Origin of the sequence: Paraburkholderia fungorum, from assembly GCF_003610895.1 — a bacterium.
Taxonomy (GTDB): domain Bacteria; phylum Pseudomonadota; class Gammaproteobacteria; order Burkholderiales; family Burkholderiaceae; genus Paraburkholderia; species Paraburkholderia fungorum_B.
Window position 1 is genome coordinate 17,327 of record NZ_MCAS01000027.1, and the last position, 26,372, is coordinate 43,698.

The following is a 26,372-nucleotide window of genomic DNA, read 5'->3' on the forward strand; positions in this document are numbered from 1 at the left end:
AGGCGAGCGAGCGTTAGATGTTTTCCCTTAAGCAATGGCTCGGCTGCCGATCTGCGCTAACGGTCGAAAAACCGGCGTGACACGATGCTGCAAAACGATGGCCTCGCGGCCATGGATCAGACAGCAGCAGGACACCAACGAGACACAAACGAGAGACCCAGGATATGAGTAACGATGCAACGGTTATCGTCAGCGACGCGGTTCGCGCGTTCGTGCAACGCGATTTCGGCCTGTTTATCGGCGGCGCGCAGCAACGCGCGCACTCGGAGCGTCGTCTGGACGTGTTCAATCCGGCGACCGGCGAACGTCTCGCGACAGTAGCGGATGCGGACGCAACCGACGTCGATCGCGCGGCGAGCAACGCGCGCGCCGCATTCGATGCACGTGTGTGGAGCGGCTTGCGCCCGGCCGATCGCGAACGCATTCTGCTGCGCTTCGCTGAGCTGCTCGAAGCCAATGCGGAAGACCTCGCGCAACTCGAAACCCTGAATCAGGGTAAGTCGATCAACATCGCCCGTGCGGTGGAAGTGGGCGCGACGATCGAATATGTGCGCTACATGGCGGGCTGGGCGACCAAGATTACCGGCGAAACGCTGGATGTATCGATTCCGTTTCCGCCCGGTACGCGCTATACGGCGTTCACGCGTAAGGAACCGATCGGGGTGGTGGCCGGCATCGTGCCATGGAATTTCCCGCTGATGATTGCCGCGTGGAAGCTGGTGCCGGCGCTCGCGGCGGGTTGCACCATTGTGATCAAGCCGTCGCCCGAAACGCCTTTGACGGCGCTGCGGTTGGCCGAGCTGGCGCTGGAAGCCGGTGTTCCCGCAGGCGTGTTCAACGTCGTCACCGGGGGCCGCGAATGCGGCGCCGCGCTCGCGGCGCATCCGGGTATCAGCAAGATTTCATTCACCGGCTCGACGCCGACGGGCAAGCTGGTCGGCGCGGCCGCCGTGCAGAACATGACGCGCTTTTCGCTTGAGCTTGGCGGCAAGAATCCGGCGGTCATGCTCGCCGATATCGACGTCGAGCAGGCGATTCAGGGGGCGCTGGCCGGTGGTTTCTTCAACCAGGGGCAGGTGTGCGCCGCAGCCTCGCGCATCTACGTGCATCGCAGCAAGTACCGGCAAGTGGCCGAAGGTCTTGCCGATATTGCCGACGCCATGACACTCGGACCCGGTCTCGATCCGGCCGCGCAGATCAATCCGCTCGTCTCCGCGCTGCACCGCGACCGCGTGAATCAGCACATCGCGCGCGCCCAGGCGGCTGGTCTGACGTTTCTTGCCGGCGGCAAGCCGGTCGATCTGCCGGGCTATTACGTTCGCCCCACCGTGATCGCCGACGTGCCGCACGACGCAGCAATCGTGCGCGACGAAGTGTTCGGCCCTGTGCTCGCCATCGTTCCGTTCGACGATCCGCTCGAGGCGCTGCGTCTGGCCAACGACTCACCGTACGGGCTCGCCGCGAGTCTGTGGAGCAATGACCTGAAGACCGTGATGAACCTCGTGCCGCAAATCGAGGCCGGCACCGTGTGGGTCAATTGCCACGTGCCGCTCGACCCGGGCATGCCGTTCGGCGGCTTCAAACAGTCGGGCATCGGCCGCGAATTCGGCAAGTACGCGATCGAAGGCTTTACGGAAACCAAGTCCGTGTGCATCGCACATTGAGCATTGCCCATTGAACCGGGCGCAGACACACGAACGTATCAACATACTGGACTTAATGGAGTAAGCATGATGGGAACGAACGATTCCGCCTTCTGGCATCCGATGCAGCACCCGGCCGAAATGCAGCAACGCGAGCCGATCCGTATTGTGCGTGGCGACGGCTGCTATGTGTTCGACGATCGCGGCAATAAGCTGGTCGACGGCGTGGCGGGTCTCTGGAACGTCAACGTCGGCCACAACCGGCGCGAAGTGAAGGACGCGATCGTGCGTCAGCTGGACGAGCTCGAATACTTCCAGCTCTTCGACGGTATCTCGCATCCGCGCGCCGAGGAGTTGTCGAAAGTGCTGATCGAGATGCTCGAGCCGGAAGGCATGCGCCGCGTGATCTACAGTTCAGGCGGCTCGGATGCGGTGGAATCCGCATTGAAACTCGCGCGCCAGTACTGGAAGCTGAAAGGCGAGGCGGACCGCACCAAGTTCATTTCGCTGAAGCAGGGCTATCACGGCACGCATTTCGGCGGCGCGTCGGTGAACGGCAATACGGCGTTCCGCCGTAACTATGAGCCCAATCTGCCGGGTTGTTTTCATGTTGAAACGCCGTGGCTCTATCGCAATCCGTTCACGCAGGACCCGGCCGAGCTCGGCCGGATTTGCGCGGAGATGCTGGAGCGCGAGATCATTTTCCAGAGTCCCGACACGGTGGCCGCGTTCATCGCTGAACCGGTGCAGGGCGCGGGTGGCGTGATCGTGCCGCCAGAAAACTACTGGCCGCTGATTCGTGAGGTGTGCGACAAGTACGGCATTCTGCTGATCGCGGACGAAATCGTCACGGGCTTTGGCCGGACCGGCAGCATGTTCGGCAGTCGCGGCTGGGGTGTGAAGCCCGACATCATGTGCTTTGCCAAGGGTATTTCTTCCGGCTACATTCCGCTGGGCGCGACCGCGTTCAACGAGCGTATCGAGCAGGCCTTCATGAGCAACGCGAACTTCACAGGCGCGTTGATGCACGGGTACACCTATGCGGGACATCCGGTTGCGTGCGCAGCGGCGCTCGCCAACCTGAAGATCGTCAAGGACGAGAACCTGCCGGCCAACGCCGCACAGCAGGGCGCCCATCTGCTCGAAGCGCTGCGGCCGTTCACCGAGCGCTACGCGGCGGTGGGCGACGTGCGCGGCAAGGGCCTGATGGTGGCGCTCGACCTGGTGAAGTCGAAACAGACCCGCGAACCGATCGACCCCACCTCAGGCTATGCCAACGCGGTGGCCGAAGTGGCGCGCGCGCACGGCGCCCTGGTGCGGCCGGTCGGTACGAAAATCATTCTGTCGCCGCCGCTGGTGGTCGAATCGGCGCAGCTCGACGCGCTGGTCGGCGCATTGGCTGCGGGTTTCGATAACGTGAAATTTGCATAATTGACTTGGTCAAGTGTTGAGGCGCGCTGCAGAATGCACAGGTGCATTCCGGGTTGGGGCAGCGCGCGGTGAAATCGAATCCGCGGAAATGCCGCGGTTTGTCTGAATCGAACCGCATCCGCCAACCTGGCATAACATTGCTTCTTCATTTGCAGAAAGGAACACCGCGCGCCGCGGTGTTCGCCTGCATCCAGGTTGGCGCCCGCTATGACAGGCCGGGCCGTCATCGCATGAATGTAGCCTGTTCAGAGTAGGCGGGAGGGGACATGGACTTCCGGGTCAGCACGCTTGCTGACGTGCACGATCATTCGCTGGCCGTGAGCGGCTGGGAGCAGGTCTATCGTCAGATGACGCCGGGCCGCTTCCAGAGCACGCTCGTGCAGGCGAGTTCGAACGACTTTCATTTCTTTCGCGAAACCACCAATCGCCGTGTGGCGCAGCATGGCGTCTCGCCGGCCGGTCTGGCTTCGATCGCCGTGCCGCTTTACGCACCGCTCGTCGGTACGTTTCAGGGGCGGCGCGTGGAGGGTTACGCGCTGCTGCTGCTCGGCGCGGGCGAGGAATTTCGTTTCTACACGCCGGAGTCGATGCACTATGCCGGCATCAGCGTCTGCGCCGACATGATGGACGAACTGCTGGGCGTGATGGTGGGCGAGCACGCCAGCCGTCAGGTGAAAGGCGGTGTGCTGGCGCTTTCCGATGAACAGGGCGTCATGCTGCGCGAGCGGCTCGCACCGTTTCTCGACGCCGCGGAGCGCAACGCCGCCGCGTTTGCACATCCCGCCGCAACCAAGGTGTTCCGCGACGAAATGATCAGCGTCCTGCTCGGCCTGATCGAAAGCGCGTCGCAGGCGCCGCCGCGCGATCTCACGCACACCACGTATAGCGACATCGTGCGGCGCTGCGAACGCATTCTGCAAGACAACGCCGAGCAACCCATTACCGTGCTCGATCTGTGCCGCGCACTGCGCTGCAGTCGTAGAACCTTGCAAACCAGTTTCCAGCGCGTGGCCAACGTGACACCTGTCGAATACCTGCGTTCGATCCGGCTCAATGCCGTGCATCGGCTGCTGCGTATGACGAGTGCGGAAGAACTTCTGATCGGCGATGCCGCTTGCCGCTGGGGCTTCACGCATCTCGGCTATTTTGCCCGTGAGTATCGTGACCTGTTCGGCGAATTGCCGTCGCAGACACAGCGCCTGAGCTAAGGCCCAACGCGCGCCCAACGCACGTTGCTTCGGCCGCGCGGGCGGGGGCGCCTGCAGGCCCAGGCTCCCGGTTCGATTTTCTGCCTGATTTTCACCCATGAACGGTTCCCGCTTGCGGGCGTGCCTGCACGCGTGCCGCCCGATCTTTCACGTCCCTGGTTCGGAGCATGAGCGACGCCGCATAGGCGTAAACCCAGATTCGTGCTGCGTTGCCGATTTGTGCTCCCGCTCGGCATTTTTGGTTTTCTACAGTGCGTCAACACTTGCGCTGCGTCTGATTTCGTCGTGACGCGGACGAAGAAAAATCCAGGAGCCGAAACTATGAGCATCGTTGCTGAACCGTCACCGTCTACCGAGCTGCGCAAGGGGGCGTTGGGACTGGGCTTCATCATCTTCTTCGTGATTTCGGCGGCCGGACCGCTGGTCGCGATCGCAGGAGGTTTTCCGATCGGCATCATGCTCGGCAACGGCGCGGGCACGCCGGCCTTGCTGATCGCCACCGTAGTGATTCTGCTGATGTTTTCCGCCGGCTATACGGCCATGTCGCGGCACGTGACCAACGCTGGCGGCTTTTATGCATTCACGGCCCGGGGTCTCGGCGGCACCGCGGGCGGCGCGGCGGCATTGATCGCGCTGCTCGGCTACAACACGATGCAGATCGGCCTGTATGGCATGTTCGGCGCCGTGGTCTCGGACTTCCTGCACACCCACTTCAACCTCAATACGCCGTGGTGGATCTGCTCGCTCGCTGCGATGGCGAGCATCGGCGTGTTCGGCTACCGGCAAATCGATCTGTCGGCGAAGGTGCTTTCGCTGCTGGTGTTCGGCGAATATATCGTTGTGCTGATCCTCGATCTGGCCATTCTGAAGAGCGGCGGCGATAGCGGCATCAACGCGGCCTCGTTCACGCCGCACACCATCATGAGCGGCACGCCCGCGATCGGTTTTCTGTTCTGCTTCGCCAGCTTCATCGGTTTCGAGGCAACGACGATCTATAGCGAAGAGGCGAAAGACCCGCAACGCACGGTGCCTCTCGCGACTTATATTTCAGTGCTGCTGATCGGCGTGTTCTATGCATTCTCCGCGTGGTGCATGGTGATTGGCGCGGGCAGCGACAAGATCGTCAAGACGCTCACCGCGTTGAGCGATCCGACCACGTTCCTCTACACGCTCTCCGATCACTACGCCAACAAGACGCTGACCGCGGCGATGAGCGTGCTGTTCATCACGAGCGTGTACGCAGGCCTGCTGGCGTTTCACAACTCGGCGTCGCGCTACTTCTTCGCAACCGGCCGCGAGGGTTTGTTGCCGCAAGCGCTTGGCCGCACGCATCGTGTGCATTGCAGTCCGCATATCGGCTCGCTTGTGCAAACGGCGGTGGCGGCGCTCGTGGTGCTGGTGTTCATCGTCGCGCATGCCGATCCGGTGTTGACACTGTTCTCCTGGCTCACGAATGTGGCGACCCTTTGCATTATCGCGTTGATGGCGCTTTCTTCCGCCGCCGTGTTCGTGTTCTTCAAACGTATCGACCATGACGACGCGGGCGTGATGCGCGTGGCGGTGTTGCCGGTGCTGTCCGGGCTCGCGCTGGCGGTCGTACTGGTGCTCGCAATCGTGAATTTTCCGCTGCTGACCGGTGCGGGCGCCGGTGTGTCGTACGCGTTGACCGCGTTACTGCCGATTTTTGCGGTGCTTGGCGTACTTGCGGCGAAGAAACTCAGGCAACGCGACCGTGGCGCGTTCGAGCGGCTAGGGCGCTCAAGGTTGTAAAGCGCTTCGTTAAGACCTCGCGACGACGAGACTTGATTCGAGGTCAGGAAAACATCGTGGAAATGGAGATCAAATGAGTTTTCGTACCATCCTTGCCGCAACCTTTGTAGGCGGCGTGTGTACAGTCGCGATGCCGCTCGCGCAGGCGGCGAATGCCGCAGACGCGGCAAACGCGGCGGTATCTGCGTCCTCACCCGCAGCACCGGCCGCCAAACCCGGCGCGCGTCCCAATGTGCTGCTGATCGTGGCCGACGACGTCGGGCGCTCGGACCTCGGCGCATTCGGCAGCGAGATCGCCACACCGAATCTCGATGCGCTGGTCGCGCGCGGCCGCCTGCTCGACACGATGTATGTCGCGCCGACCTGTTCGCCAACCCGTTCGATGCTGCTCTCCGGCATGGACAATCACCTGGCCGGCGTGGGCAACATGGCGGAGATGATTACGCCGCATCTGACACCCGAAGAGGTCAACCACCCCGGCTACGAAGGTGGCTTGAATCAGCGGGTAGCGGCATTGCCGGAAATCATGAAAGACGCCGGCTACTGGACCGTGATGGCCGGCAAATGGCACCTGGGCGGCAGCGACGGCATGCGCCCTGACCAGCGTGGCTTCGATCGCTCCTATACGTTGATTAACGGCGGCGCGTCGCATTTCAGGCAGAAGGTGATGGCGATCACATCGGATGCGCCGGAACCGACTTATCGCGAGAACGGCAAGAAGGTCGAACTGCCTGCCGACTTCTATTCATCGCGAACCTATACCGACAAACTGATTGCCTACCTGCAGGATTCGCAGCGCGGCGGCAAGCCGTTCTTTGCGTATGCGGCCTATACGGCGGCGCATTTGCCGCTGCAAGCCCCAGACGACGAATTGCAGAAAGTGCGCGGCCATTACGACGTTGGCTATGACGTGATCGCCCAGCGCCGGATCGACAAGATGAAGCGCCTCGGTCTCGTTCCGAACGATGCGAAGCCCGCGCCGCTGCCCGAAGGCACGAAGCCGTGGAGCGCCTTGAGCGCCGACGAGAAGGCACGTTCAGCCCGTACGATGGAAGCCTACGCGGCGCTGGTGGCCGATCTCGACCGTAACGTCGGCCGCCTGATCGACTACCTGAAAGCGAGCGGCCAGTACGACAACACGCTGATCGTGTTCCTCTCGGACAACGGTCCGGAAGGCAACAAATGGGACGAGGACGCCGGCAACGACAAGTGGATCGCGCAAACCTTCGACAACTCGCTCGACAACATCGGCCGCGCCAACTCGTTCGTGTTCGAGGGACCGGCGTGGGGGCAGGTGAGCGCACAACCGTTCCGGCTCTTCAAGGCGTACACCAATGAAGGCGGAATCCGTTCGCCGGCTTTTATTTCGTTCCCCGGACATATTCAGGCGGGCAAGAGCGAACAGGTGCTCACGGTCAAGGATCTGACGCCGACCATTCTCGACTTCGCCGATATCCAGCAACCGGGCATCGAATTCCACGGCCACACTGTGCTGCCGATGCAGGGTATGTCGATGAAACCGTATCTGACCGGCGAGCGCAAACGCGTGCACGTGGAGGACTACGTGTACGGCATGGAGTTGATGGGGCGTAACGCGCTGCGCAAGGGCAACTGGAAGCTGGTCTATTCCTACGACAACGGTAAGGGCCACTGGCAACTATACGACCTCGCGCATGACCGCGCCGAACTGCACGATCTTTCCGCGAAGCGCCCCGAGATACTCGAACAGATGCTGACCGAGTGGGCGCAATACGTGCAGCAGAACAACGTCGTCGAGACGTGGCGCGATACGTCGTACCCGCGCATGGACTACTGAGGAGCGAGGGCATGAGCAGGCACATCCGGAACTCGATTGTGCGGTATGGCGCCGCGCTTGCGTGTGCCGTGCTGACCCAGGCGGCGCCGGCCGTCACGGTGGCAGCCGGTACCGCACCGCAAGCGGTGCCGCCGCTTGGCAGCCTGCAGGCGTGCAAGGCGTTCAACGGCGTGCCGCCGGCAGCGTCGGAGAACGATCAGGTCCGTGTGCCGGCCGGCAGCTTCGTGATGGGTTCAGACGGCGGCTATCCGGAAGAAGCGCCGGCTCGGCCGGTCAAAGTGGGCAGCTTCATGATCGATCGCTACGACGTGACGAATGCGGAGTTTGCCCGCTTCGTTGCCGCGACCGGTTACAAGACGCTCGCCGAACGCGGACTCGATCCGAAACGCTATCCGTCGTTGCCTGCGGAGATGACGCGGCCCGGCTCGACGGTCTTTTTGCCGCCGAAGGACTTGCTGGTCGGCGCGATGCAGTGGTGGCATTTCGTGCCCGGCGCCGACTGGCGTCACCCCACCGGGCCTGGCAGTTCGATCGACGGGCTCGGCAATCATCCGGTCGTGCATATCGCCTATGAAGATGCGCTCGCCTACGCGAAATGGCGTGGCCGCGATCTGCCGACCGAAGCCGAGTACGAGTACGCGGCGCATGGCGGCACCTCGACCACCTATCCGTGGGGCGACACCTTCGCGATCCGCTCGAAGATGATGGCCAACACCTGGCAGGGCGCCTTTCCGTTTCAGAACACCGCGAAAGACGGCTTCGTGTCGACTTCGCCGGTCGGCTGCTTTCCGGCCAACGGTTACGGGCTATATGACATGGTCGGCAACGTCTGGCAGTGGGTGAAGGACCCGTGGCAGCAGAACCACGCGCAACAGGCGAGCGAGCCGCCGCCGAACCCGAACGTCGATCTCGAAGACGCGCTGGTGGCGAAGGCGCGCAGCACTGAGCTTGGCACCATCAAAGGCGGCTCGTTTCTCTGTTCACCGATCTATTGCAAACGCTACCGGCCGAGCGCGCGCCATGCGCAGGACGTGACGATGGGCACCAATCACATCGGTTTTCGTACGGTGCTGAGACTGCCTGGGTCGTAGACGCGCCGGCTTTCACGCCGTGCGCAAAACAATAATCATCCGGATTGGGAGAGTACTTTTGAAATCACGAGAAAAGGCCGTGAGGATGACGCTCGTCGCCGCATCCTGCGCCTGGCTGTTCGGCGTGCCGTTCGCCGCTCATGCGCAGAGCCGTGTGACCTTGAGCGGCATTATCGATGCGGGCATCCTGTACGCGAACAATAGCGGCGGGCATGCCGACTGGTCGACGACGAGCGGACAGTTGACGGCATCGCGCTGGATCATGACCGGCAATGAAGACCTGGGTGGCGGATCGCACGCGATTTTCCGTTTGATGAGCCCGTTCAATATTCAGAACGGGCACGGCACCGGTCGCGCATTCAACGTCGCCTACGTGGGTCTCGCCGACGATCGCTTCGGCACGGTGACGGTGGGCCGGCAGTGGGACACGACGATCGACACGGTCTCGGGATTCGCGACCAACGAAACATGGGCGGGTTATATCGGCGCCCATGTCGGCGATGCGGACAACACCAATGCGAGCTTCAAGGTTAGCAACGCCGTCAAATATGCGAGTCCGCAGTTCGCCGGGCTGAGCTTCGGGGCGACCTATGGTTTCAGCAATCAGGCAGCAGGCTCGGACACGTCGTCGGGCTTCGCGAATAATCGCCTGATGAGCGCCGGCGCGGCTTATACACATGGATCGTTTGCTGCCGGCCTTGGTTTTCTGCAGGCGGACAGGCCCGACGCGCAACCCGCCGGCGCCCTCGGCGCACCGGGTGCCGGCGTGTACGACGACTATGAGAATACGTTTTCCAGCAGCATTGCCAGCACGGCAGGGGTAGAACGGCAGCGTATCTGGCTCGCCGGGGCTTCGTATCAGTTCTTCGGCGCGCTCACATTGGGCGGCATGTACTCGAAAACGCAGTACCGTTATCTGGATGCCACCGCGTTGACGCTCGATAACTATGAGGCGAACCTGACGTGGCAGATTACGCCGTCCTGGCAAACCGGCGTGGCCTACATTCGCACCAATGGGCGCTACTCAGGCAGCGGCACGGGCGATGCAGAGCCAGGCTGGGATCAGATCAACCTGGGCACCGAGTACGCGATATCGAGGCGCACCACGCTCTATCTGATCGGCGTTGCACAGCAGGGGCGTCATGCAGTAGCGCAGATTTATGGCGTGTCGCCCTCGAGTACGCGTCGGCAGCTGGTGGTGACGTCAGGCATCCAGCATCTGTTCTAAAAGGATGCGCCCGGCGCGGCGGCGTTCCTGCACGCCGTGCCGGTGTTCTACGTAATCCTCACCAGCCCTGGAAACGGCGCCACTCGGTGCTGTCGCCGTCCGCCGAAACGGCGTGATACTCGGGGAATTGCGCACCGGTCGCACAGGCGTGATTGGGCAGGATGCGCAGTTTCATCCCGATCGGGAAGCGCTCCGCGATGTCGTCGACCTGTACGCCATCTTCCGATGACGACAGAATCCCATGTTCCTGATTGGCGCCGCTCACCACATAGCCGGCAAGCGGGGTTCCGTTCAGAAGACAAGGCTGGCCGTAGCCGAAGTCGTGCGGCTGCTTCGAGGTGCCGCGATCGCGGCTCATTGCCATCCAGCCCGCGTCGAGAATCGCCCAGCCCTTATCCGGCTGATGCCCGATCACGGTGGCGAGCACGCTGAGCGCGATATCTTCAAGCGCGCACACACCGACGTTGTACATCACCAGATCGAAGAAAACGTAGACGCCTGCGCGCACTTCGGTCACGCCATCCAGCTGCTCGGCGGCGAGGGCGGTGGGTGTCGAACCGACACTGACGGCCGGGCATGCAATGCCCGCGTCGCGCAGCCGTTGTGCCGCGCGCACGCAGCCGGCGCGTTCCTGTTCCGCCAACGCGGCGAGTGCCGCCGGCGTATGAAGCTCGTAGCTGGAACCCGCGTGGGTCATCACGCCGCCAACGGTGACCCCGTTCTCATGCAGGATCCTGCCAACTTCGAGCAGCGTGTCCTGTTCCGGCGTGATGCCGGAGCGGTGGCCGTCCGTGTCCACCTCGATCCACACCTCGAAGCGCTCACCGTGCTGGTCTGAAAATGCGGCAATGGCTGCGGCAGCGGTTGAATTGTCCACCACCAGTTTCAGATCGCAACCTTGGCGGCGCAGCGCTAGTGCCCGCGGCAGCTTGGACGGGGCGATGCTGACCGCGTAAAGAATATCGGTCACGCCGGCCGCGAAGAAAGCCTCGGCCTCTTTCAAGGTCGAAACCGTAATGCCGCGTGCGCCGGCGGCGATCTGCGCACGGACCACGTCGATGCATTTGGTGGTCTTGACGTGCGGGCGGAAGGCAACGCCCAGTGTGTTCATGTGAGCCTGCATCCGCGCGATGTTCTTCTGCATCCGGGGGATGTCGATCAGCGCGGCGGGGGTGTCGATATGGTCGAATTTCATGCTTTCACCGGGAAATCGGGTGGCTTGGGACTGACCCGAACCGGCTGAGCCAGGGCACCAGTGCATCGAGCGTTGGCGACTCCACCTCGGGCGGCTGCGCTCCCTCCACCAGCGGCAGGCTCACGCGGTTGTGCCAGTAGGTGCGCAAGCCGAGCGCGGCCGTGCCGAACATGTCGTAGCTGGAGCCGGCCACGAACGCGGCTTCATGGGCGCCGACGCCGAGTTTGCCGAGCGCGAGCCGGTAAGGCAGCGGATCCGGCTTGTACATGCCTGCTTCTTCCGCAGTGACGATTGCGTCCCAGTGGATGGGGAAAAGCCCGGCAGCCTGGGTGCCGAGATGAATGGAACAGTTGGTGACGATCGCCAGTTTGCAATGCGGGCGCAGCGCCTGCAATGCGTCGAGCGTACCGCTCCAGGGCGTGAGCTTCAGCCAGTTGGCTTCGAGCGCGAGCGCCGCGGATTCCGGCAACCCAACTTCGGCGGCCGCTTCGCGCACCAGTTTTTCATACGCAATGTATTGGCCGCAACCGTAGGTGCGGCGCAAATAGGCGGCACGCCACGCACGGCCTGCTGATTCTGAGCCCGCGGCGTGATTCCATGACGTCCACGAATCGAGCAGGGCGGTCAGGAGGTCGAAGAGAACCGCCTTGGGATAAGCGATGGAGGGCGAGAGTGAGTTCATGATTTAACCGGCGAGGGGCGGTGAGCCGATTATAAAGTTTCGCCGTTCGCGTGGCGTTCAGTCAGGCTAACTGTCAAATTCAGTCAGAATGAATTTGCCGCAATTCGACGGCTATCTTCTCCATGGCGGCAACGGCCGGAATCTGCCCTGCAAATACTGCATGAAATGCCGCGTACGAGCCGGCAAGCCGGCCCGCTGATGCGTGAGCGCGATCACGTTCGCGTCCGGCGCCTTCCAGCCTGGCAGCAGGCGCACGAGTCGTCCCTGGGCGATGTCGTCGGCCACGTCCCATTCAGAGCGTAGGATCACGCCGCGGCCTTCGCAAGCCCATTGGCGGATCACATCGCCGTCGTTGCAGCTCAAATGCGGGGACACGCGCACGCTGCTTCGCGTGCGGCCCTTGCTGAACTGCCATAGCGAGACGTCCTCGTTGTTCTCGCGCAGCACGATGCACGGCAGTTTGCCCAGTTCTTCCGGCGACTCCGGGTGACCCATGCGCTTGACTAGCGCCGGCGCGGCGCATACGAAGCGTGCATTCGGCGCAATCGCGTAGCCGACCCGATTCGATACCGGCAATTCACCGATATGCACGACGATATCGAAGCGGTCTGTCGTCTCGGTCAATGGCTGATCGGACAGCGTGAGCGCCACGTCGATATCCGGATTCTCCTGCTGGAACTCGGCGATGACGCTCGCCAGGTGGCGCCGCCCGAATCCCAGCGGCGCATTGATCTTCAGCGTGCCGATCAGCCCGCCCCGATGGGTCTGAAAGTCTTCGAACAGCGAATCGAACTGCTGGACCAGCTCGGCGCCGCGTTCGCACAGCAGCGCGCCTTCTTCCGTGAACTGCAGACGGCGTGCCGTGCGATTCACCAGCTGTGCGCCCAGTTTCTTTTCCAGTTGCTGCAGGCGCTGGGTTACCGCCGAGGGCGACAGCCCCAGTTTTCGCGCGGCGGCGATCAGGCTGCCGCTTTCGCGGATGGTCAGCAGGAAGCGGATATCGGCCGAGTCGTTCATGGTGGAAATTTTAGTGGCCCGGTCGCTTTCTCAACGTGACCAATGCTTATGTGCCGCTCGAGGGGCGCGCATAACTCGATACATAGTCGTATTCCTGCGTGTTCACGTGAGTAAGCCGGTACTCGACCGGCTGTTCATTGTAGGAATACGCGATCCGCTCGACTTCCAGCACGGGCGCGCCAGAGGCGAGTTCGAGCAGGCCGCTCTCAAGCTCGCTTGCCTGTCCGACGCGCACCCGCTCGTCCGTGCTCACCACGTTGATGCCGAACGCGTCCTGATAGAAGTTGTAAAGCGTGTTGGGGCGATTGCGCAGGGCGGCTTCCGTGAGATCAGGGAAGCGCGCCTGCGGCACCACGATGTTCTCGACGATCACGACCACGCCGTGCAGCGCGAGCTGATTGGTGAACTGAAAGACCGGCGCGCCCTCGCTGATTCGCAGCCGGGCCGCGACCTGCTGGGTCGCCTTCGCTTTACGGAAGTTGACGAGGCTTACCGTGGGATAGGTCTTGTCACCATCGTTGCGCACGATGCGAAAGAAGCGGAAGAAATGCCGGTCGCGCTGATGCATCGCGACGAACGTGCCGAGGCCCTGGTGCCGGATGAGTATGTTCTCGGCGCACAGTTCGTCGATGGCCTTGCGCAGTGTGCCGATCGAGACGCCAAAGCGTTCCGCGAGACGTTTTTCCGCCGGAATCGCCTCGCCACCCTTCCATTCGTGCGCAGCGAGCGCCGCCAGCAGCGCGCTCTTCACTTCCTTGTACCGCGTACCGCCGACGGCGGCTGGCGTTTCCGTCATGGTGCTCATGGTTCTCCCTGAATTCTTGTGAAACGCGTTGACGCAATTTTACGGCATAACATGACTCATGTAACACATATAGATGATCTAGTTGACATGGATGAATTTGACGCCTAGGATGACTTCGACACAACGCAGCGGCGACATGCGATTCGCCGCGCGGCATGCACTGGCCACTTATTGAACTCAACCAGTCAACCAGCTAACCAGTCAACCAGGAGACGCAGATGAGTTACGCAGCAGCAGAACAGAAAGGCGCCGCGAGCGCGGCGGCTGAAACGGGCGAACGCAAGACGATCCATATCGTGCTGCACGAGGCGAGAGACACGGTGGGCGTGGCCGTTGTCGAAGGGATCCAGGCCGGAACGCAACTGAACGCGTGGATCATGGATGAGGACGAGATCGTGACCGTGGCCGCGAAGCAGGACATTCCAATCGGCCACAAGGTGGCGCTCAAGGACATGGCCGTCGGCGACACCGTGTTCAAGTACGGCGTCGATATCGGCAAGGTGGTCGCACCGATTAGCGCGGGCGAGCACGCCCATGTGCACAACATCAAGACGAAACGCTGGTAAGCGGCGTGCTCCCTAAGCAGCAAACATTTCGCTTCCCCATATCGAGAGAGAGACTATGAGCGTCATTGAACTGGATACGACTTTCCGCGGCTATCGCCGCAGCAACGGCCGCGTGGGCATACGCAATCACGTGATCATCCTGCCGGTGGACGATCTGTCGAACGCGGCCGCGCAGGCCGTCGAGAACAACATCAAGGGCACGATGGCGCTGCCGCATCCGTATGGCCGCTTGCAGTTCGGCGCGGACCTCGACCTGCACTTTCGCACGCTGATCGGTGCAGGCAGCAACCCGAATGTCGCGGCGGTCGTCGTGATCGGAATCGAGGAGGGCTGGACCAAGCGCGTGGTCGATGGCATCGCGGCGTCGGGCAAGCCGGTCATGGGCTTCGGGATTGAACTGCATGGCGACCACGACACGATCATGCGCGCGTCGAAAGCAGCGAAGGAGATGGTGCAATATGCGACCTCGCTGGAGCGCGAGGAATGTCCGCTGAGCGACCTGTGGGTGTCGACCAAATGCGGCGAGTCGGATACCACCTCCGGTTGCGGCGCGAACCCCACTGTCGGCAATGCGTTCGACAAACTGTACGGCTTCGGCACCACGCTCGTGTTCGGCGAGACCTCGGAGTTGACGGGCGGCGAGCAGATCGTTGCTGCGCGCTGCGCGAACGACGGCGTGCGCGAGCGCTTCCAGTTGATGTTCGATCGCTACCAGGACATGATCAATCGCTGGAAAACCGACGACCTCTCCGAGTCGCAGCCAACCAAGGGCAACATCGCGGGCGGCCTCACGACCATCGAGGAAAAGGCGCTTGGCAACATCCAGAAGATCGGCAAGAAGTGCATGGTCGACGGCGTGCTCGACAAGGCCGAAACGCCGACGCATCCGGGCCTCTGGTTCATGGATTCGTCGTCCGCCGCGGCCGAGATGGTCACGCTGTGCGCGGCCTCGGGTTTCGCGGTGCATTTTTTCCCCACGGGGCAGGGCAACGTGATCGGCAACGCGATCGTGCCGGTGATCAAGATTTGCGCGAACCCACGCACCGTGCGCACGATGAGTGAGCATATCGACGTGGACGTGTCCGGCATCCTGCAACGCGAGCAGAACCTCGACCAGTCCGGCGACCGCCTGCTCGAATGCATGCTCGCCACGGCGAACGGCCGCTGGACCTCGGCGGAAACGCTCGGCCATCGTGAGTTCGTGCTGACGCGGCTGTTCGAAAGCGCCTGATACGTCTGGTAGGCCTGATAGGCCTGATAAACCGCAAGCACCCAAGCAACACCGCGTCACCGATAGCAGCAGGGAGAACGAAGTCCCCGTCCGGTGCGCGCCGGCACGACACCGCTCGACGAAGCGGTGCGTGCCTTACGGCGCGCCCGTCTATCTTCTGGCAGCAGCGAGTGGAGGAGACACCATCTTGCGCGTGCTCAAGCATCTCTATGTGCAGGTCCTGATCGGACTTGCGGCCGGCATTCTGGTCGGTCATTTCGCGCCGTCGCTCGGCGTTCAGTTCAAGCCGCTCGGCGACACTTTTATCCGCCTGATCAAGATGCTGATCACGCTCCTGATCTTCTGCACGGTGTCGGTTGGCATCGCGCGCATGGAGAACCTGAAGCAGGTCGGGCGCGTGGGCTTCAAGACAATCCTTTATTTCGAAGTCGTCACGACGATCGCGCTCGTCATCGGCCTGGTGATCGCGAACCTCGTGCATCCGGGCGCGGGTCTGAACATCGACCCCGCAACACTCGATGCGAGCGGCGTGACGCGCTTTGTCAGCGAGGCACATACGCAGGCGCAGACGAGCTTCCTCGATCAGATCGTGCCGAATTCGGTCGTCGGCGCGTTCGCGCGCGGGGATCTGTTGCAGGTGCTGCTCTTTTCGGTGTTGTTCGGGATCGCGTTGTCGATCATGTCCGGGCGCAGCCGGATTCTTCAGCGCGGCATCGAGCAGTTCGGTGACGTGTTGATGCGCATCGTCGAGATGATCATGCGGCTCGCGCCGCTCGGCGCTTTCGGTGCGATTGCATTCACGGTGGGCAAGTACGGCATCGCGAGTCTCCAGCAGCTCGGCCTGCTGATCCTGTGCTTCTACATTACGAGCATCCTGTTTGTCGTGATCGTGCTGGGTACGGCCTGCCGCTGGGCGGGCGTGGGGCTGTGGCCGCTCCTCAAATACCTGCGTGAAGAGTTGCTGATCGTGCTCGGCACCTCGACCACCGAATCCGTGTTGCCGCGCCTGATGGAAAAACTGGAGCGGCTCGGCTGTCCGAAGTCGGTCGTCGGTCTCGTGCTGCCGACCGGCTATTCCTTCAACCTGGATGGCGCCGCCATCTACCTCACGATGACCTCGCTCTTCATCGCGCAGGCGACCAACACGCACCTCACGCTGATGCAGCAGATCGGACTGCTTGCGATCCTGATGCTGACGTCGAAGGGCGGGGCGGGCGTTGCTGGAGCGGCGCTGGTTGCGCTGACGGCGACACTGTCGACGCACAACATCATTCCGGTGGCGGGCATCACGCTTATCATCGGCATCGACCGCGTGCTGAACGAAGTGCGCGCTATCGTGAACATGATAGGTAACGCGGTGGCGACGTTAGTCGTCGCGCGCTGGGAAGGCGTGTTCGATGTCGAGACGGCGCGCGCGGTACTGGCCTCGCCGCGTAACAAGGAGCCGCAGGCAACGACGGCTGAAGTGGACGGCGGGATGATGCCGCTGTCTTCGCGTCAGGCAATACGCGAGGGTCACAAATGAGCGATCCGGACCTGCGATACGTTCAGGCGGGCAAACTGACCGAACTGGCTCGCGCAGCCTTGCTCGGGGCGGGAGCAACACCTGTGACCGCCGACGCTGCCGCACGCGCGCTCGTCTACGCGGACACCCACGGACTCGCGTCGCACGGCGTTGCGCGCCTGCCGATGTACCTCGCGCAACTGCGCAACGGCCGGGTCGATCCGGCGGCTGTGCCGGGCATCGTACGGGACAAGGGCGCGGCCTTTCTGATCGATGCCGCCGACGGCCTCGCGTTCGCGGCCTGCGAGCTGGCCATTGCGACCGGCATCGAACGTGCGCGGCAGTTCGGTACGGCAGCGGCCAGCGTCGTGCGCAGTCATCATTTTGGCGCGGGGGCGTATCACCTCGAAGCGATCGGCGCGGCCGGGCTCGTCGGGCTCGCATTCAGCAACGCGCCTGCGTCGATGCCGGCCTGGGGCGGCAAGAAACCGCTCTTCGGCACGAACCCGATTGCTGCGGTCTTTCCTCGTTCGAAGGGGCGGCCGCTCACTATCGACCTGTCGTTATCGCAGGTAGCGCGCGGCAAGATCATGGTGGCGGCGCGGGACGGCAAGCCGATCCCGCAGGGTTGGGCGACGACCGCGGACGGCCAGCCGACCACCAATGCGCAGGCCGCGCTCGACGGCATGATGCTGCCGTTCGGCGGCGCCAAGGGCGCGATGCTTGCGCTGATGGTCGAACTGTTGGCGGCAGCGCTATCGGGCGCGCAATTCGGCGCGGAAGCGGGATCGTTTCTGACCGCCGAGGGCGCGCGTTCGCGCGTCGGACATCTCTTCTGGATCATCGACCCGGCTGCCTTGGCGGGCACCGCGATCTACGAGGCGCGGCTCGAGACGTTGATCGAGCTGATGCTCGCGGACGACGGCGTACGTCTGCCGGGTTATCGGCGAGACGAGGTGGCCGCGCTCGCCGCGCGTGAGGGCATTGGCATACCGGCGGCGCTGCTTGCGCAACTGGAGGTGCTTGCCGCAGCCGCAGGGTAAACTGATGCTTCCGTAACGAAGCCGACAGTCTGACCAGCATGCCGAACGATCCAGCTTCCCAGCCAGCCGAAGACCCGCAACACGGTGCCCTGAAACAGGGGATATTTCTGCACACGGGCTGGCGCAGCGCGGGAACGTGGATCTGGTCGCGCCTGCGCGCGCTCGATTCCGTGACCGGATTCTACGAGCCGTTCAGCAATGTGCTCGCCGATCTGAGCCTCGCCGACGTTTCGGCATCCCGTCCTACTCTGACTTCCGGGCATCCTCCGCTCGCCGCGCCGTACTTCGAAGAGTACCGGCCGTTTCTGCAGGAGGGCGCGCGCGGCGTAGCCGGATACAGGAAGCGCTTCGGCACCGATCGTTTCGCACCTGCGCCCGACGCTGAATTTTCCGCGTTGCAGGCCTATTTGACTCAACTGTGCGAATACACGGCCGAGCAAGGCAGCGTACCTGTCTTCAAGTTTTGCCGCTCGTCGGGCCGGCTGCCGTGGCTTAAGCGCGCCTTCCCGCAAGTCATGCATGCCGCCGTGCTGCGAAATCCCGCATCGCAGTTTGCCTCGGGATGGCTGCTCAATCAGCAATGGAACAATCCGTTCTTTGTGGCCGCACCGTTTCGCGTGCTGGGTCTGAATCAGTCGGAGCCGCTGGTCCGGCAGGCCATCGAGATCTGCGGCGTGAGCCTGCCGCCCGTTGCACCGGCTTCGGATGATGCCTACGCCATGGCGTGCGAGCAGTATGCACGCACGGCGGAGGGCAACAACGCCTATCGGGCGTTTGTCGCGCTATGGATTCTCTGCGCGTTGCGGATGGCGGATGGCGTCGATCTGATGATCGACATCGACCGCCTGGGGCAGTCGCGCGACTACGCAGCCGGGCTGCGCGCCGGATTTCTGGCCCGGAGCGGCTTGTCGCCCGATTTCAGCAACGCGCGCGATCTGGTCGAGGAAACGCGTCGCAGCGCGGCGCGCATGACCGGGATCGACGGCCGGTCGATGCGGGCGGTCCATTCCGCGGCGCTGAAGTTCCTCAAGACGCAAGGCGGCGCCGACGCGGATCTCGTCGAACTCATTCGCGAGAAGATGGTGCTGGCCAACGAATTGACCGAGCAATGGCGCTGAGTGTTCGATATGAACGCGGCGACGGCGACGCGAATCGTCGCGTACGGGCGCACAACCTGACGGCGCCGCGCCGCACGGGGCTGTGTCTACCCGCATAGCGCCCGTTTCCTATCCTTCTCTGACTTCGCCTGCCAATACAGTTGCCGCGCAAAAAACAATACAGTGAGGCGCGGTTTTATTGTGCTGTATCGGGAATATGACCGGCACCGTCGATACAGTTTGCAGGTCCTGATGGAGCCTGCCGACGAGCTGGGGACCGCCTGGCGGACGCCCCCGGCGTTTCGCCGCTCGTATGCCGCGCGACGTAGCCTGATCTTTTTGCTTATGGCCCAGTGGTCCACGCTTGCGGCCTATTCCGAACAGAGGTAACGAAATGAATGCAGTGAACGAACAAGCGAAGTTGTCGGTGCAGCAATTGGGCCATTACATCAGCGGTGCGCCGGTTGCGGCGACCAGCGGCCGCTTCAAGGACGTATTCAATCCCGCCACCGGCCAGGTGACCGGCTCGGTCGCGCTGGCGTCGGTCGAGGAAGTGGACGCGGCGGTCAAGGCCGCGAAGGCCGCCTTTCCCGCCTGGAGCGAAACGGCGCCGATCAAGCGCGCCCGCATTCTGTTCAAGTTCAAGGAACTGCTGAACCGGCACCACGACGAACTCGCCATGCTGATCACGCGCGAACACGGCAAGGTGTTCACGGACGCGCAAGGCGAAGTGGTGCGTGGTATCGAAGTGGTCGAGTTCGCCTGCGGCATTCCGAACCTGCTGAAGACCGATTTCACCGACCAGATCGGCGGTGGCATCGACAACTGGAATCTGCGTCAGGCGCTGGGCGTGGTGGCGGGGATCACGCCGTTCAATTTCCCGGTGATGGTGCCGATGTGGATGTTCCCGGTGGCGCTGGCCTGCGGCAACACGTTCGTGCTGAAGCCTTCGGAACGTGACCCGTCGGCGGCGTTGCGCATTGCCGAATTGCTGAAGGAAGCCGGTCTGCCGGACGGCGTGTTCAACGTCGTGAACGGCGACAAGGTGGCGGTGGACGCGCTGATCGAACACCCGGACGTCGCGGCGCTGTCTTTCGTCGGGTCCACGCCGATTGCCGAATACATCTATACGGAAGCGTCGAAGCGCGGCAAGCGTGTGCAGGCGCTCGGCGGTGCGAAGAATCATCTGGTGGTGATGCCGGACGCCGATCTGGACCAGGCGGTCGACGCCCTGATCGGCGCCGCTTACGGTTCGGCGGGCGAGCGCTGCATGGCGATCTCGGTCGCGGTGGCGGTCGGCAATGTCGCCGACGAACTGATTGAGCGCCTCGTGCCGCGCGTGAAGTCGCTGGTGATCAAGAACGGCGAGCACCTCGACGCCGAAATGGGTCCCCTGGTTACCTCCGAACATAAGGCCAAGGTGGCCGGTTATATCGATTCGGGCGTGGCGGAAGGCGCGCAGCTGATCGTCGATGGGCGCGCTCATCCGGTGGCGAAGGAAGACGGTTTCTTCATCGGCGGCACGCTGTTCGACCAGGTCGGCACGCAGATGAAGATCTACAAGGAAGAAATCTTCGGCCCGGTGCTGGCGGTGGTTCGTGTGCCCGATTTCGCGAGCGCGGTTGAACTGATCAACGCGCATGAGTTCGGCAATGGCGTGTCGCTCTTCACGTCGGATGGCGGCGTGGCGCGCGCGTTCGGCCGGCAGATTCAGGTGGGCATGGTCGGCATCAACGTACCGATTCCGGTGCCGATGGCATGGCACTCGTTTGGCGGCTGGAAGCGTTCGCTGTTCGGCGATCACCATGCGTACGGCGAGGAAGGCGTGCGGTTCTACACGCGCTATAAGAGCATCATGCAGCGCTGGCCGGATAGTATCGCGAAGGGTGCGGAGTTTACGATGCCGGTTGCGAAGTAGGCAACCGGGCAATATTGCAGCGATAAAAACCGCGCCTGATCTCAGGCGCGGTTTTTTTATTTGAGGGCCGCAATCAGGCCTGGTTCAGGTACCAGCGCCAGTCCTGTTCACCGACTTCGCCCATGAACTGCCGGTATTCGGCGCGCTTGATCGCCATGAACACCTTGAGGAACTTCGCGCCGAATACGTCCTTCGCCCAGTCCGATTGTTCGAGCGCGTTCAACGCACTGAGCCAGTCGGTCGGCAGCAGGGTGGTGGCCTGTGCATAGCCGTTACCTTCGATCGGCGCCCCCGGATCGAGGCGTTCGCGAATACCGTGATGCGAGGCGGCGAGAATCGCGGCCGCTGCCAGATACGGATTTGCATCGGCGCCACATACACGATGTTCGACGTGCCGGCTCGGCGCCGGACCGCCTGGCACGCGCAGGCTGACGGTGCGGTTGTCGACGCCCCATGTCGGCGTGAGCGGCGCGTAGCTGTTTGCCTGGAAGCGGCGGTACGAATTCGCGTTCGGGCAGAACATCAGCATCGAAGCGAGCAGGCCGTGCAGCATGCCACCCACCGCATGGCGCAGCAACGGCGTGCCGGCTTTGTCTTCGGCAGCGAACAGATTGTCGCCGGCCTGATTGGCGAGGCTCACGTGCATGTGCATGCCCGAGCCGGCGATATCCGCGAACGGCTTCGCCATGAAACACGCGTTCATGCCGTGCGCGTTGGCCACGCCCTTGACCACGCGCTTATAACGCACGGCATGATCCATGGCTTCGAGTGCGGGACCGTGTTCGAGCGTGATCTCGACCTGGCCGGGTGCGTACTCGGAAATCGCCGTGCGTACCGGGATGTTTTGCTCACGGCAGGCGTCATACAGGTCCTTCAGAAACGGCTCGATCTGTTCGAGTTCACGCAGACCGTACACCTGAGTGGTGCGCGGGCGTCGGCCGTCGGTATCGAGCGCGGGTTGCGGACGGCCTTGCGCATCGAGTTTGGCGTCGAGCAGGTAGAACTCGAGTTCGCACGCCATCACCGGATAGAAACCTTCCGCTTGCAAACCGTCGACGATGCGCGCGAGCAATTGCCGGGGATCGGCGACGCCGGCGGGCAGGCCTTCTTCGGGATGCATCTGCACCTGCACGGCAGCGGTCGGCATCTTGCGCCATGGCAAGCGCACGAGGCTGCCCGGCAGCGGATACGCACGGCAGTCGATGTCGCCGACGTCCCAGACGAGACCGCTATCTTCGGTGTCGTCGCCGTTGATCGTCAGGTTCATGATCGCGCTCGGCAGTGGCCGGCCGCTGCGGTACACGGCCAGTAACTCCTCGCGATGCAGCAGCTTGCCGCGTGGCACGCCGGCGGCGTCGACGATAAAGAGTTCGAATAGGTCGATGTCGGGATGCTGTTCGAGGAAAGTCAACGCTTCCTGTTCATGAGCGAATTGCATGTGGGTTCTCTCTGCGCGTTGGCGCGTGCGTTGCCCTGCGCATCAGTTGTGCGCAGCGGCGAAGAAAATCGGCGGGGCCGCGCGGATGGCGGCCTCGGATTCAGTTCAAACGGGTGGATGCAGAGAGAACAGCGGAGGGCGTGCGTGACGGCAATGCCAGATTGCCCAGAAAGCGAGGATCACGTTCAGCAGGGGATTGAGACGCGCCGTGGCGAGACGCGCGTGCGCGCACGCCGGATCGGCGTGGCGGCTGCGGCTTCGGCGGAATGACGACGCGGCGGGCTTCATGATGCCGTTGAGTATAGCTGCGGGCGTGGCGCACCGCTCGATGAATTGAGCGGTTACGCCACCGCTTCTTACGCACCCCTCTAAACCCCAGCCGACGAATCCTCTTCCGCTTCACTCAGCACAGCCTGCTGCACGGCCACGATAGGAGTGACATACGCAGGCGCCTGGCGCGGATCATCGATGCTGTACCGCAACCGCCCCGCCTCGACATACACGCGCAACTGGCGATATTTCACCAGATACATCAAACCGACCACCGCCGCGGCAAAGCCCGACGCAGCCCCCACGCCGAGCGCCCAACGCGGACCGAAGCGGTCCGCCACCCAACCCACCACCGGCGCACCGAGCGGCGTGCAGCCTAGCGAGATGGCCAGCAGAATCGCGATCACCCGGCCGCGCATGGCCGGCTCGGTGGAGATTTGCACGAGGCTGTTCGTCGAGGTGTTGAACGTCTGCGTGGCCGCGCCGACCACCACGAGCGCGAGGCCGAACAGGACATAGTTCGGCATCAGTGAGGCTACCGTGCAGCTCACGCCGAAAATCGCCGCTGCACCGAGCAGAATGGCCATGCGAGGTTTCGCCCGGCGTGCGGCGAGCAGCGCGCCCGTCACCGAGCCAATCGCCATGGTCGAGCTCAATACGCCGTATTCACTCGCGCCCGCGTGAAACGCGGTGACCGACATGGTCGAGATGAAGATCGGGAAGTTCAGCCCGAAGGTGCCGATCAGAAACAGCATCAACAGCGCAGCCTTCAGATCGGGACGCGTCCACACATACTTGAAGCCTTCCACGAAACTGCCGCGCGTGCGTGTTGCGCGAGGCTTCAGCTTCAGTTCGTTAAGGCGCAGCGTGCGCAGTGAACCGAGCACGGCGACGAACGAGAGCGCGTTGATCAGAAACACCCAGCCTGTGCCCACCGAGGCGATCAACAGCCCCGCGACGGCCGGCCCGATCATGCGCGCCGCGTTGAACGAGGTGGAGTTCAACGCGACCGCGTTCGACAGATCGGCCTCTCCCACCAGATCGGAGACGAAGGTCTGACGCGCCGGCGAATCGAATGCGGTGACGCAGCCGAGCAGTCCGGCAAACACATAGACCTGCCATAACTGCACGAGGCCGGTCACAGTGAGAATCCCGAGGCCTAACGCCAGGGTGCCCATTGCCGCCTGAGTGAAGAACAGCAGCTTGCGGCGGTCGAAATGATCGGCCGCGTAGCCGGTTAGGGGCAGCAGAAGCATTTGCGGCCCGAACTGCAGCGACATCACAATGCCCACGGAGGTTGCATTGTGATGCGTGAGCTCCGTGAGCACGAGCCAGTCCTGCGCCGTGCGCTGCATCCATGTGCCGATGTTGGAGACGATCGCGCCGCTGGCCCAGATCCGGTAGTTGAACGTACGAAGCGAACGGAATGTGCCGCTCACGAGCCTATCCCCAGGTGGACGATCCGCGCGGCGCAGCGGTTCAAACAAGTGATCATGCGCGCGATTGATCGAGCAGATCGAGGACGTCTTGCGTCGTGCCGGTTTCGCCGAGGCGCGGGAAAATTCGCGTGATGCTGTTGGTATGGGCGTCGAGGTTCATGTCCGTCATTGCGTCGACGGCGAACGTGACGTTGAAGCCGAGTTCGTGTGCGAAACGCGCGGTGGACTCGACGCCGATGCTGGTGGCCACGCCGACCAGCACCACTTGCGTGACGCCTTGCTGGCGCAGATACGCTTCGAGGTCCGTGTTCGTGAACGCGCCCCAGGTGCGCTTGGTCACCAGATGGTCCGACGGCTGCTGCTTCAACTCGGCAACGAGATCAGCGAAGCCGGCCGGGAAATCGCCCGTGGGGCGCGACTGTTCCGCGCGGCCCGGTGCGCCGCCCGCCACGTTGACGAGCACCACGGGCAGACCGTGACGGCGAAATGCATCGATCAGGTGCGCTGAGCGTTTGACGATCTCGGCAGTGGGGTGGGCGGTGGGCAGCGCAACGATGCCTTGCTGCAGATCGATGACGACCAATGCGGTCTTTGTGTCGAGCGTAGTGAGAGCCATGGTGTTTTCCTGAGCGTTACGAGTCGATTAGGCGTTTGAGCAGGTCGACGCCAATCGCGAGTTGTTTCTGTTCGGCAGCGGAGAAGCGGGTCTGCATCGTCCGGAATAGCCAATCTTCGCGCGCCGCGCGACTTGCCTTGATCTTCTTGCGGAAGGCCGGTGTGAGGGAGAGAACGGTTTGCCGCCCGTCGTTCGGGTCAGGGGCGCCGCTCACGAGCCCGGCAGCTTTCAGAATTGAAAGTGTCTCGCCCATGGATTGCGGACGCATCCCCTGGATGCGCGCGAGCGTGGTGACCGTTGCGGGACCTTCGCGTTCGAGCAGGAGGAGAACCTGCACCTGCGACGGTGTGAAATCGCCCACATGCGCTTCTTCGCGCAAGCGGCGCCGCAGCTTGCCGATGAGCACGCGCAAGTCTTCGGCTGTACCGTGCAGGGCGTCCTGATCGGAGGGGGAGCGGGGGGAGGTGTCGTTGCTGGACATGCGGGCAGATGTGAAGGTTACCTTCGCAGGTTACCTTCACATCTGCCGGACGTCAAGTTCTAGCCAGGCCCGAAGGCGTCGCGGGCGACGCCGAAATGTTGCTTGAGTCCTTCCCAGCCGAGCGCGGTGACGGTCACTGAGCGCGCAGTGGACGACTTGCACAGCCAGCCCCATGCAAGGAAGGCGTCCATCAGGCGGGCGCCTAACAGTCCCGCGACGTGATATTGGCGCTCGGTCCAGTCAAGACATTGGCGCGCATGGTCGGGCTGGTCGAATGCCAGATCGCTCACATCGACGCCGAGTTGCTGCAGCCACGCGCAGCCAGACGGGGTGAGGACGTACTGACGCTCGCCCGCTTCGACGATGAAATCCCGCGTGAGCATGCTTTGCGTCACCGCGATGCTGATCTGGCCCGCGAGGTGGTCGTAACAGCAGCGCGCGAAACGCAGCGCCTGAGCCGGCCGGTTCGGCGTGTTGCGCCAGGCCGGGGTGACCGGCCCGACCGACGCGAGACTTTCGAGTACGTGCGAAACGTGTGCGCCGGCGAGCCGGTAATAGCGATGCCGGCCCTTGCTTTCCACGCTCAGCAAGCCGCCGTCGAGCAGCTTGGCGAGGTGTGAACTGGCGGTTTGCGCGGTGACGCCTGCCGCTTTCGCCAGCGCGCCGGCCGACATGGCGCTGCCGTCGGCCAGTGTGATCAGCATCACCGAACGAACCGGTTCGGCGATCAGATGCGCAACGCTCGAAATATTGTGCTGGCCCATTGATTTGCGGCGTCCTTCATGAATGCGCGTTTGATGTCTATTGGCGGGGGAAAAACCGCTCGTTTGTTCGGTGTCCTGGTGCGGCGGCGCGATTCGACACTTCGACTCGACACTTCGAT

22 protein-coding genes are annotated in these 26,372 nt (G+C 63.0%); 13 read left to right on the plus strand and 9 right to left on the minus strand.

Translation table 11 applies throughout. The features are described from left to right. The first annotated feature begins 164 nt into the window (after positions 1–164). The 7 genes from BCY88_RS23935 to BCY88_RS23965 all read left to right on the plus strand — a co-directional run bounded on the left by BCY88_RS23935 (position 165) and on the right by BCY88_RS23965 (position 10,187). Positions 165–1,664: an aldehyde dehydrogenase family protein gene (locus BCY88_RS23935; protein WP_120346645.1), complete on the plus strand. Its 1,500-nt coding sequence runs from the start codon at positions 165–167 to the stop codon at positions 1,662–1,664. A gap of 69 nt (positions 1,665–1,733) precedes the next feature. Beyond that, positions 1,734–3,074 carry an aspartate aminotransferase family protein gene (locus tag BCY88_RS23940; RefSeq protein ID WP_120346706.1) on the plus strand — a complete coding sequence of 447 codons (1,341 nt, stop codon included), beginning with the start codon at positions 1,734–1,736 and terminating at the stop codon, positions 3,072–3,074. 266 nt (positions 3,075–3,340) lie between these two features. Further along, positions 3,341–4,282 (plus strand): helix-turn-helix domain-containing protein, encoded by a 942-nt coding sequence (locus tag BCY88_RS23945; RefSeq protein WP_120346646.1) that lies wholly within the window; start codon positions 3,341–3,343, stop codon positions 4,280–4,282. A gap of 321 nt (positions 4,283–4,603) precedes the next feature. Further along, positions 4,604–6,052, plus strand: coding sequence for an APC family permease (locus tag BCY88_RS23950; RefSeq protein ID WP_120346647.1), 1,449 nt, complete (start codon positions 4,604–4,606; stop codon positions 6,050–6,052). A gap of 73 nt (positions 6,053–6,125) precedes the next feature. After that, positions 6,126–7,868, plus strand: a complete 1,743-nt coding sequence (locus tag BCY88_RS23955; RefSeq protein WP_120346648.1) for an arylsulfatase — start codon at positions 6,126–6,128, stop codon at positions 7,866–7,868. Between the two features lie 11 nt (positions 7,869–7,879). Next, a complete protein-coding gene (locus tag BCY88_RS23960; protein ID WP_120346649.1) occupies positions 7,880–8,959 on the plus strand; it encodes a formylglycine-generating enzyme family protein in 1,080 nt (359 codons plus the stop codon). A gap of 58 nt (positions 8,960–9,017) precedes the next feature. Next, positions 9,018–10,187, plus strand: coding sequence for a porin (locus BCY88_RS23965; protein WP_147408550.1), 1,170 nt, complete (start codon positions 9,018–9,020; stop codon positions 10,185–10,187). Positions 10,188–10,245: 58 nt separating this feature from the next. Here the strand turns inward: BCY88_RS23965 and BCY88_RS23970 are convergent, their stop codons facing one another. The 4 genes from BCY88_RS23970 to BCY88_RS23985 all read right to left on the minus strand — a co-directional run bounded on the left by BCY88_RS23970 (position 10,246) and on the right by BCY88_RS23985 (position 13,886). After that, positions 10,246–11,382, minus strand: a complete 1,137-nt coding sequence (locus tag BCY88_RS23970) for a DSD1 family PLP-dependent enzyme (protein ID WP_120346651.1) — start codon at positions 11,380–11,382, stop codon at positions 10,246–10,248. A gap of 4 nt (positions 11,383–11,386) precedes the next feature. Then, positions 11,387–12,064 carry an HAD family hydrolase gene (locus tag BCY88_RS23975; RefSeq protein ID WP_120346652.1) on the minus strand — a complete coding sequence of 226 codons (678 nt, stop codon included), beginning with the start codon at positions 12,062–12,064 and terminating at the stop codon, positions 11,387–11,389. Between the two features lie 111 nt (positions 12,065–12,175). Further along, positions 12,176–13,081 (minus strand): LysR family transcriptional regulator, encoded by a 906-nt coding sequence (locus BCY88_RS23980; RefSeq protein WP_120346653.1) that lies wholly within the window; start codon positions 13,079–13,081, stop codon positions 12,176–12,178. Between the two features lie 46 nt (positions 13,082–13,127). After that, positions 13,128–13,886 (minus strand): GntR family transcriptional regulator, encoded by a 759-nt coding sequence (locus tag BCY88_RS23985; protein WP_120346654.1) that lies wholly within the window; start codon positions 13,884–13,886, stop codon positions 13,128–13,130. Positions 13,887–14,182: 296 nt separating this feature from the next. On the opposite strand from BCY88_RS23985, the gene BCY88_RS23990 reads away from it, so the two are divergent. From BCY88_RS23990 to BCY88_RS24015, 6 genes are all read left to right on the plus strand, one after another. Then, positions 14,183–14,452 carry a UxaA family hydrolase gene (locus tag BCY88_RS23990; RefSeq protein WP_120346707.1) on the plus strand — a complete coding sequence of 90 codons (270 nt, stop codon included), beginning with the start codon at positions 14,183–14,185 and terminating at the stop codon, positions 14,450–14,452. 55 nt (positions 14,453–14,507) lie between these two features. Further along, positions 14,508–15,683 (plus strand): UxaA family hydrolase, encoded by a 1,176-nt coding sequence (locus tag BCY88_RS23995; protein WP_120346655.1) that lies wholly within the window; start codon positions 14,508–14,510, stop codon positions 15,681–15,683. 187 nt (positions 15,684–15,870) lie between these two features. Beyond that, on the plus strand, positions 15,871–17,208 hold the full coding sequence (dctA, locus tag BCY88_RS24000) for a C4-dicarboxylate transporter DctA (RefSeq protein WP_120346656.1): 1,338 nt from the start codon (positions 15,871–15,873) through the stop codon (positions 17,206–17,208). After that, complete coding sequence (locus BCY88_RS24005) at positions 17,205–18,230, plus strand: Ldh family oxidoreductase (RefSeq protein WP_120346657.1); 1,026 nt, start codon at positions 17,205–17,207, stop codon at positions 18,228–18,230. The genes dctA and BCY88_RS24005 overlap by 4 nt, the downstream gene beginning before the upstream one ends. Positions 18,231–18,268: 38 nt before the next feature. Next, the gene (locus BCY88_RS24010; protein WP_120346658.1) at positions 18,269–19,348 is read left to right on the plus strand and encodes a hypothetical protein; all 1,080 of its coding nucleotides are present in this window, start codon (positions 18,269–18,271) and stop codon (positions 19,346–19,348) included. Positions 19,349–19,721: 373 nt separating this feature from the next. After that, positions 19,722–21,245, plus strand: coding sequence for a CoA-acylating methylmalonate-semialdehyde dehydrogenase (locus tag BCY88_RS24015; RefSeq protein ID WP_120346659.1), 1,524 nt, complete (start codon positions 19,722–19,724; stop codon positions 21,243–21,245). 73 nt (positions 21,246–21,318) lie between these two features. On the opposite strand, the gene BCY88_RS24020 is transcribed toward BCY88_RS24015, so the two are convergent. The 5 genes from BCY88_RS24020 to BCY88_RS24045 all read right to left on the minus strand — a co-directional run bounded on the left by BCY88_RS24020 (position 21,319) and on the right by BCY88_RS24045 (position 26,253). Continuing rightward, complete coding sequence (locus tag BCY88_RS24020; protein WP_120346660.1) at positions 21,319–22,683, minus strand: glutamine synthetase family protein; 1,365 nt, start codon at positions 22,681–22,683, stop codon at positions 21,319–21,321. Between the two features lie 368 nt (positions 22,684–23,051). Then, complete coding sequence (locus BCY88_RS24030) at positions 23,052–24,392, minus strand: MFS transporter (RefSeq protein ID WP_120346662.1); 1,341 nt, start codon at positions 24,390–24,392, stop codon at positions 23,052–23,054. Positions 24,393–24,444: 52 nt separating this feature from the next. Beyond that, positions 24,445–25,008 (minus strand): isochorismatase family protein, encoded by a 564-nt coding sequence (locus BCY88_RS24035; RefSeq protein ID WP_120346663.1) that lies wholly within the window; start codon positions 25,006–25,008, stop codon positions 24,445–24,447. A 16-nt stretch (positions 25,009–25,024) separates the two neighbouring features. Further along, positions 25,025–25,489 carry a MarR family winged helix-turn-helix transcriptional regulator gene (locus tag BCY88_RS24040; RefSeq protein WP_120346664.1) on the minus strand — a complete coding sequence of 155 codons (465 nt, stop codon included), beginning with the start codon at positions 25,487–25,489 and terminating at the stop codon, positions 25,025–25,027. Between the two features lie 59 nt (positions 25,490–25,548). Continuing rightward, the gene (locus BCY88_RS24045; protein WP_120346665.1) at positions 25,549–26,253 is read right to left on the minus strand and encodes an ArsR/SmtB family transcription factor; all 705 of its coding nucleotides are present in this window, start codon (positions 26,251–26,253) and stop codon (positions 25,549–25,551) included. Positions 26,254–26,372: the final 119 nt, after the last annotated feature.

Coding starts and splice junctions, on each gene's coding strand:
- BCY88_RS23935 (WP_120346645.1), top strand. CDS start 165: ATGAGTAACGATGCAACGGTTATCGTCAGCGACGCGGTTCGCGCGTTC.
- BCY88_RS23940 (WP_120346706.1), top strand. CDS start 1,734: ATGGGAACGAACGATTCCGCCTTCTGGCATCCGATGCAGCACCCGGCC.
- BCY88_RS23945 (WP_120346646.1), top strand. CDS start 3,341: ATGGACTTCCGGGTCAGCACGCTTGCTGACGTGCACGATCATTCGCTG.
- BCY88_RS23950 (WP_120346647.1), top strand. CDS start 4,604: ATGAGCATCGTTGCTGAACCGTCACCGTCTACCGAGCTGCGCAAGGGG.
- BCY88_RS23955 (WP_120346648.1), top strand. CDS start 6,126: ATGAGTTTTCGTACCATCCTTGCCGCAACCTTTGTAGGCGGCGTGTGT.
- BCY88_RS23960 (WP_120346649.1), top strand. CDS start 7,880: ATGAGCAGGCACATCCGGAACTCGATTGTGCGGTATGGCGCCGCGCTT.
- BCY88_RS23970 (WP_120346651.1), bottom strand. CDS start 11,382: ATGAAATTCGACCATATCGACACCCCCGCCGCGCTGATCGACATCCCC.
- BCY88_RS23975 (WP_120346652.1), bottom strand. CDS start 12,064: ATGAACTCACTCTCGCCCTCCATCGCTTATCCCAAGGCGGTTCTCTTC.
- BCY88_RS23980 (WP_120346653.1), bottom strand. CDS start 13,081: ATGAACGACTCGGCCGATATCCGCTTCCTGCTGACCATCCGCGAAAGC.
- BCY88_RS23985 (WP_120346654.1), bottom strand. CDS start 13,886: ATGAGCACCATGACGGAAACGCCAGCCGCCGTCGGCGGTACGCGGTAC.
- BCY88_RS23995 (WP_120346655.1), top strand. CDS start 14,508: ATGAGCGTCATTGAACTGGATACGACTTTCCGCGGCTATCGCCGCAGC.
- BCY88_RS24005 (WP_120346657.1), top strand. CDS start 17,205: ATGAGCGATCCGGACCTGCGATACGTTCAGGCGGGCAAACTGACCGAA.
- BCY88_RS24010 (WP_120346658.1), top strand. CDS start 18,269: ATGCCGAACGATCCAGCTTCCCAGCCAGCCGAAGACCCGCAACACGGT.
- BCY88_RS24015 (WP_120346659.1), top strand. CDS start 19,722: ATGAATGCAGTGAACGAACAAGCGAAGTTGTCGGTGCAGCAATTGGGC.
- BCY88_RS24020 (WP_120346660.1), bottom strand. CDS start 22,683: ATGCAATTCGCTCATGAACAGGAAGCGTTGACTTTCCTCGAACAGCAT.
- BCY88_RS24035 (WP_120346663.1), bottom strand. CDS start 25,008: ATGGCTCTCACTACGCTCGACACAAAGACCGCATTGGTCGTCATCGAT.
- BCY88_RS24040 (WP_120346664.1), bottom strand. CDS start 25,489: ATGTCCAGCAACGACACCTCCCCCCGCTCCCCCTCCGATCAGGACGCC.
- BCY88_RS24045 (WP_120346665.1), bottom strand. CDS start 26,253: ATGGGCCAGCACAATATTTCGAGCGTTGCGCATCTGATCGCCGAACCG.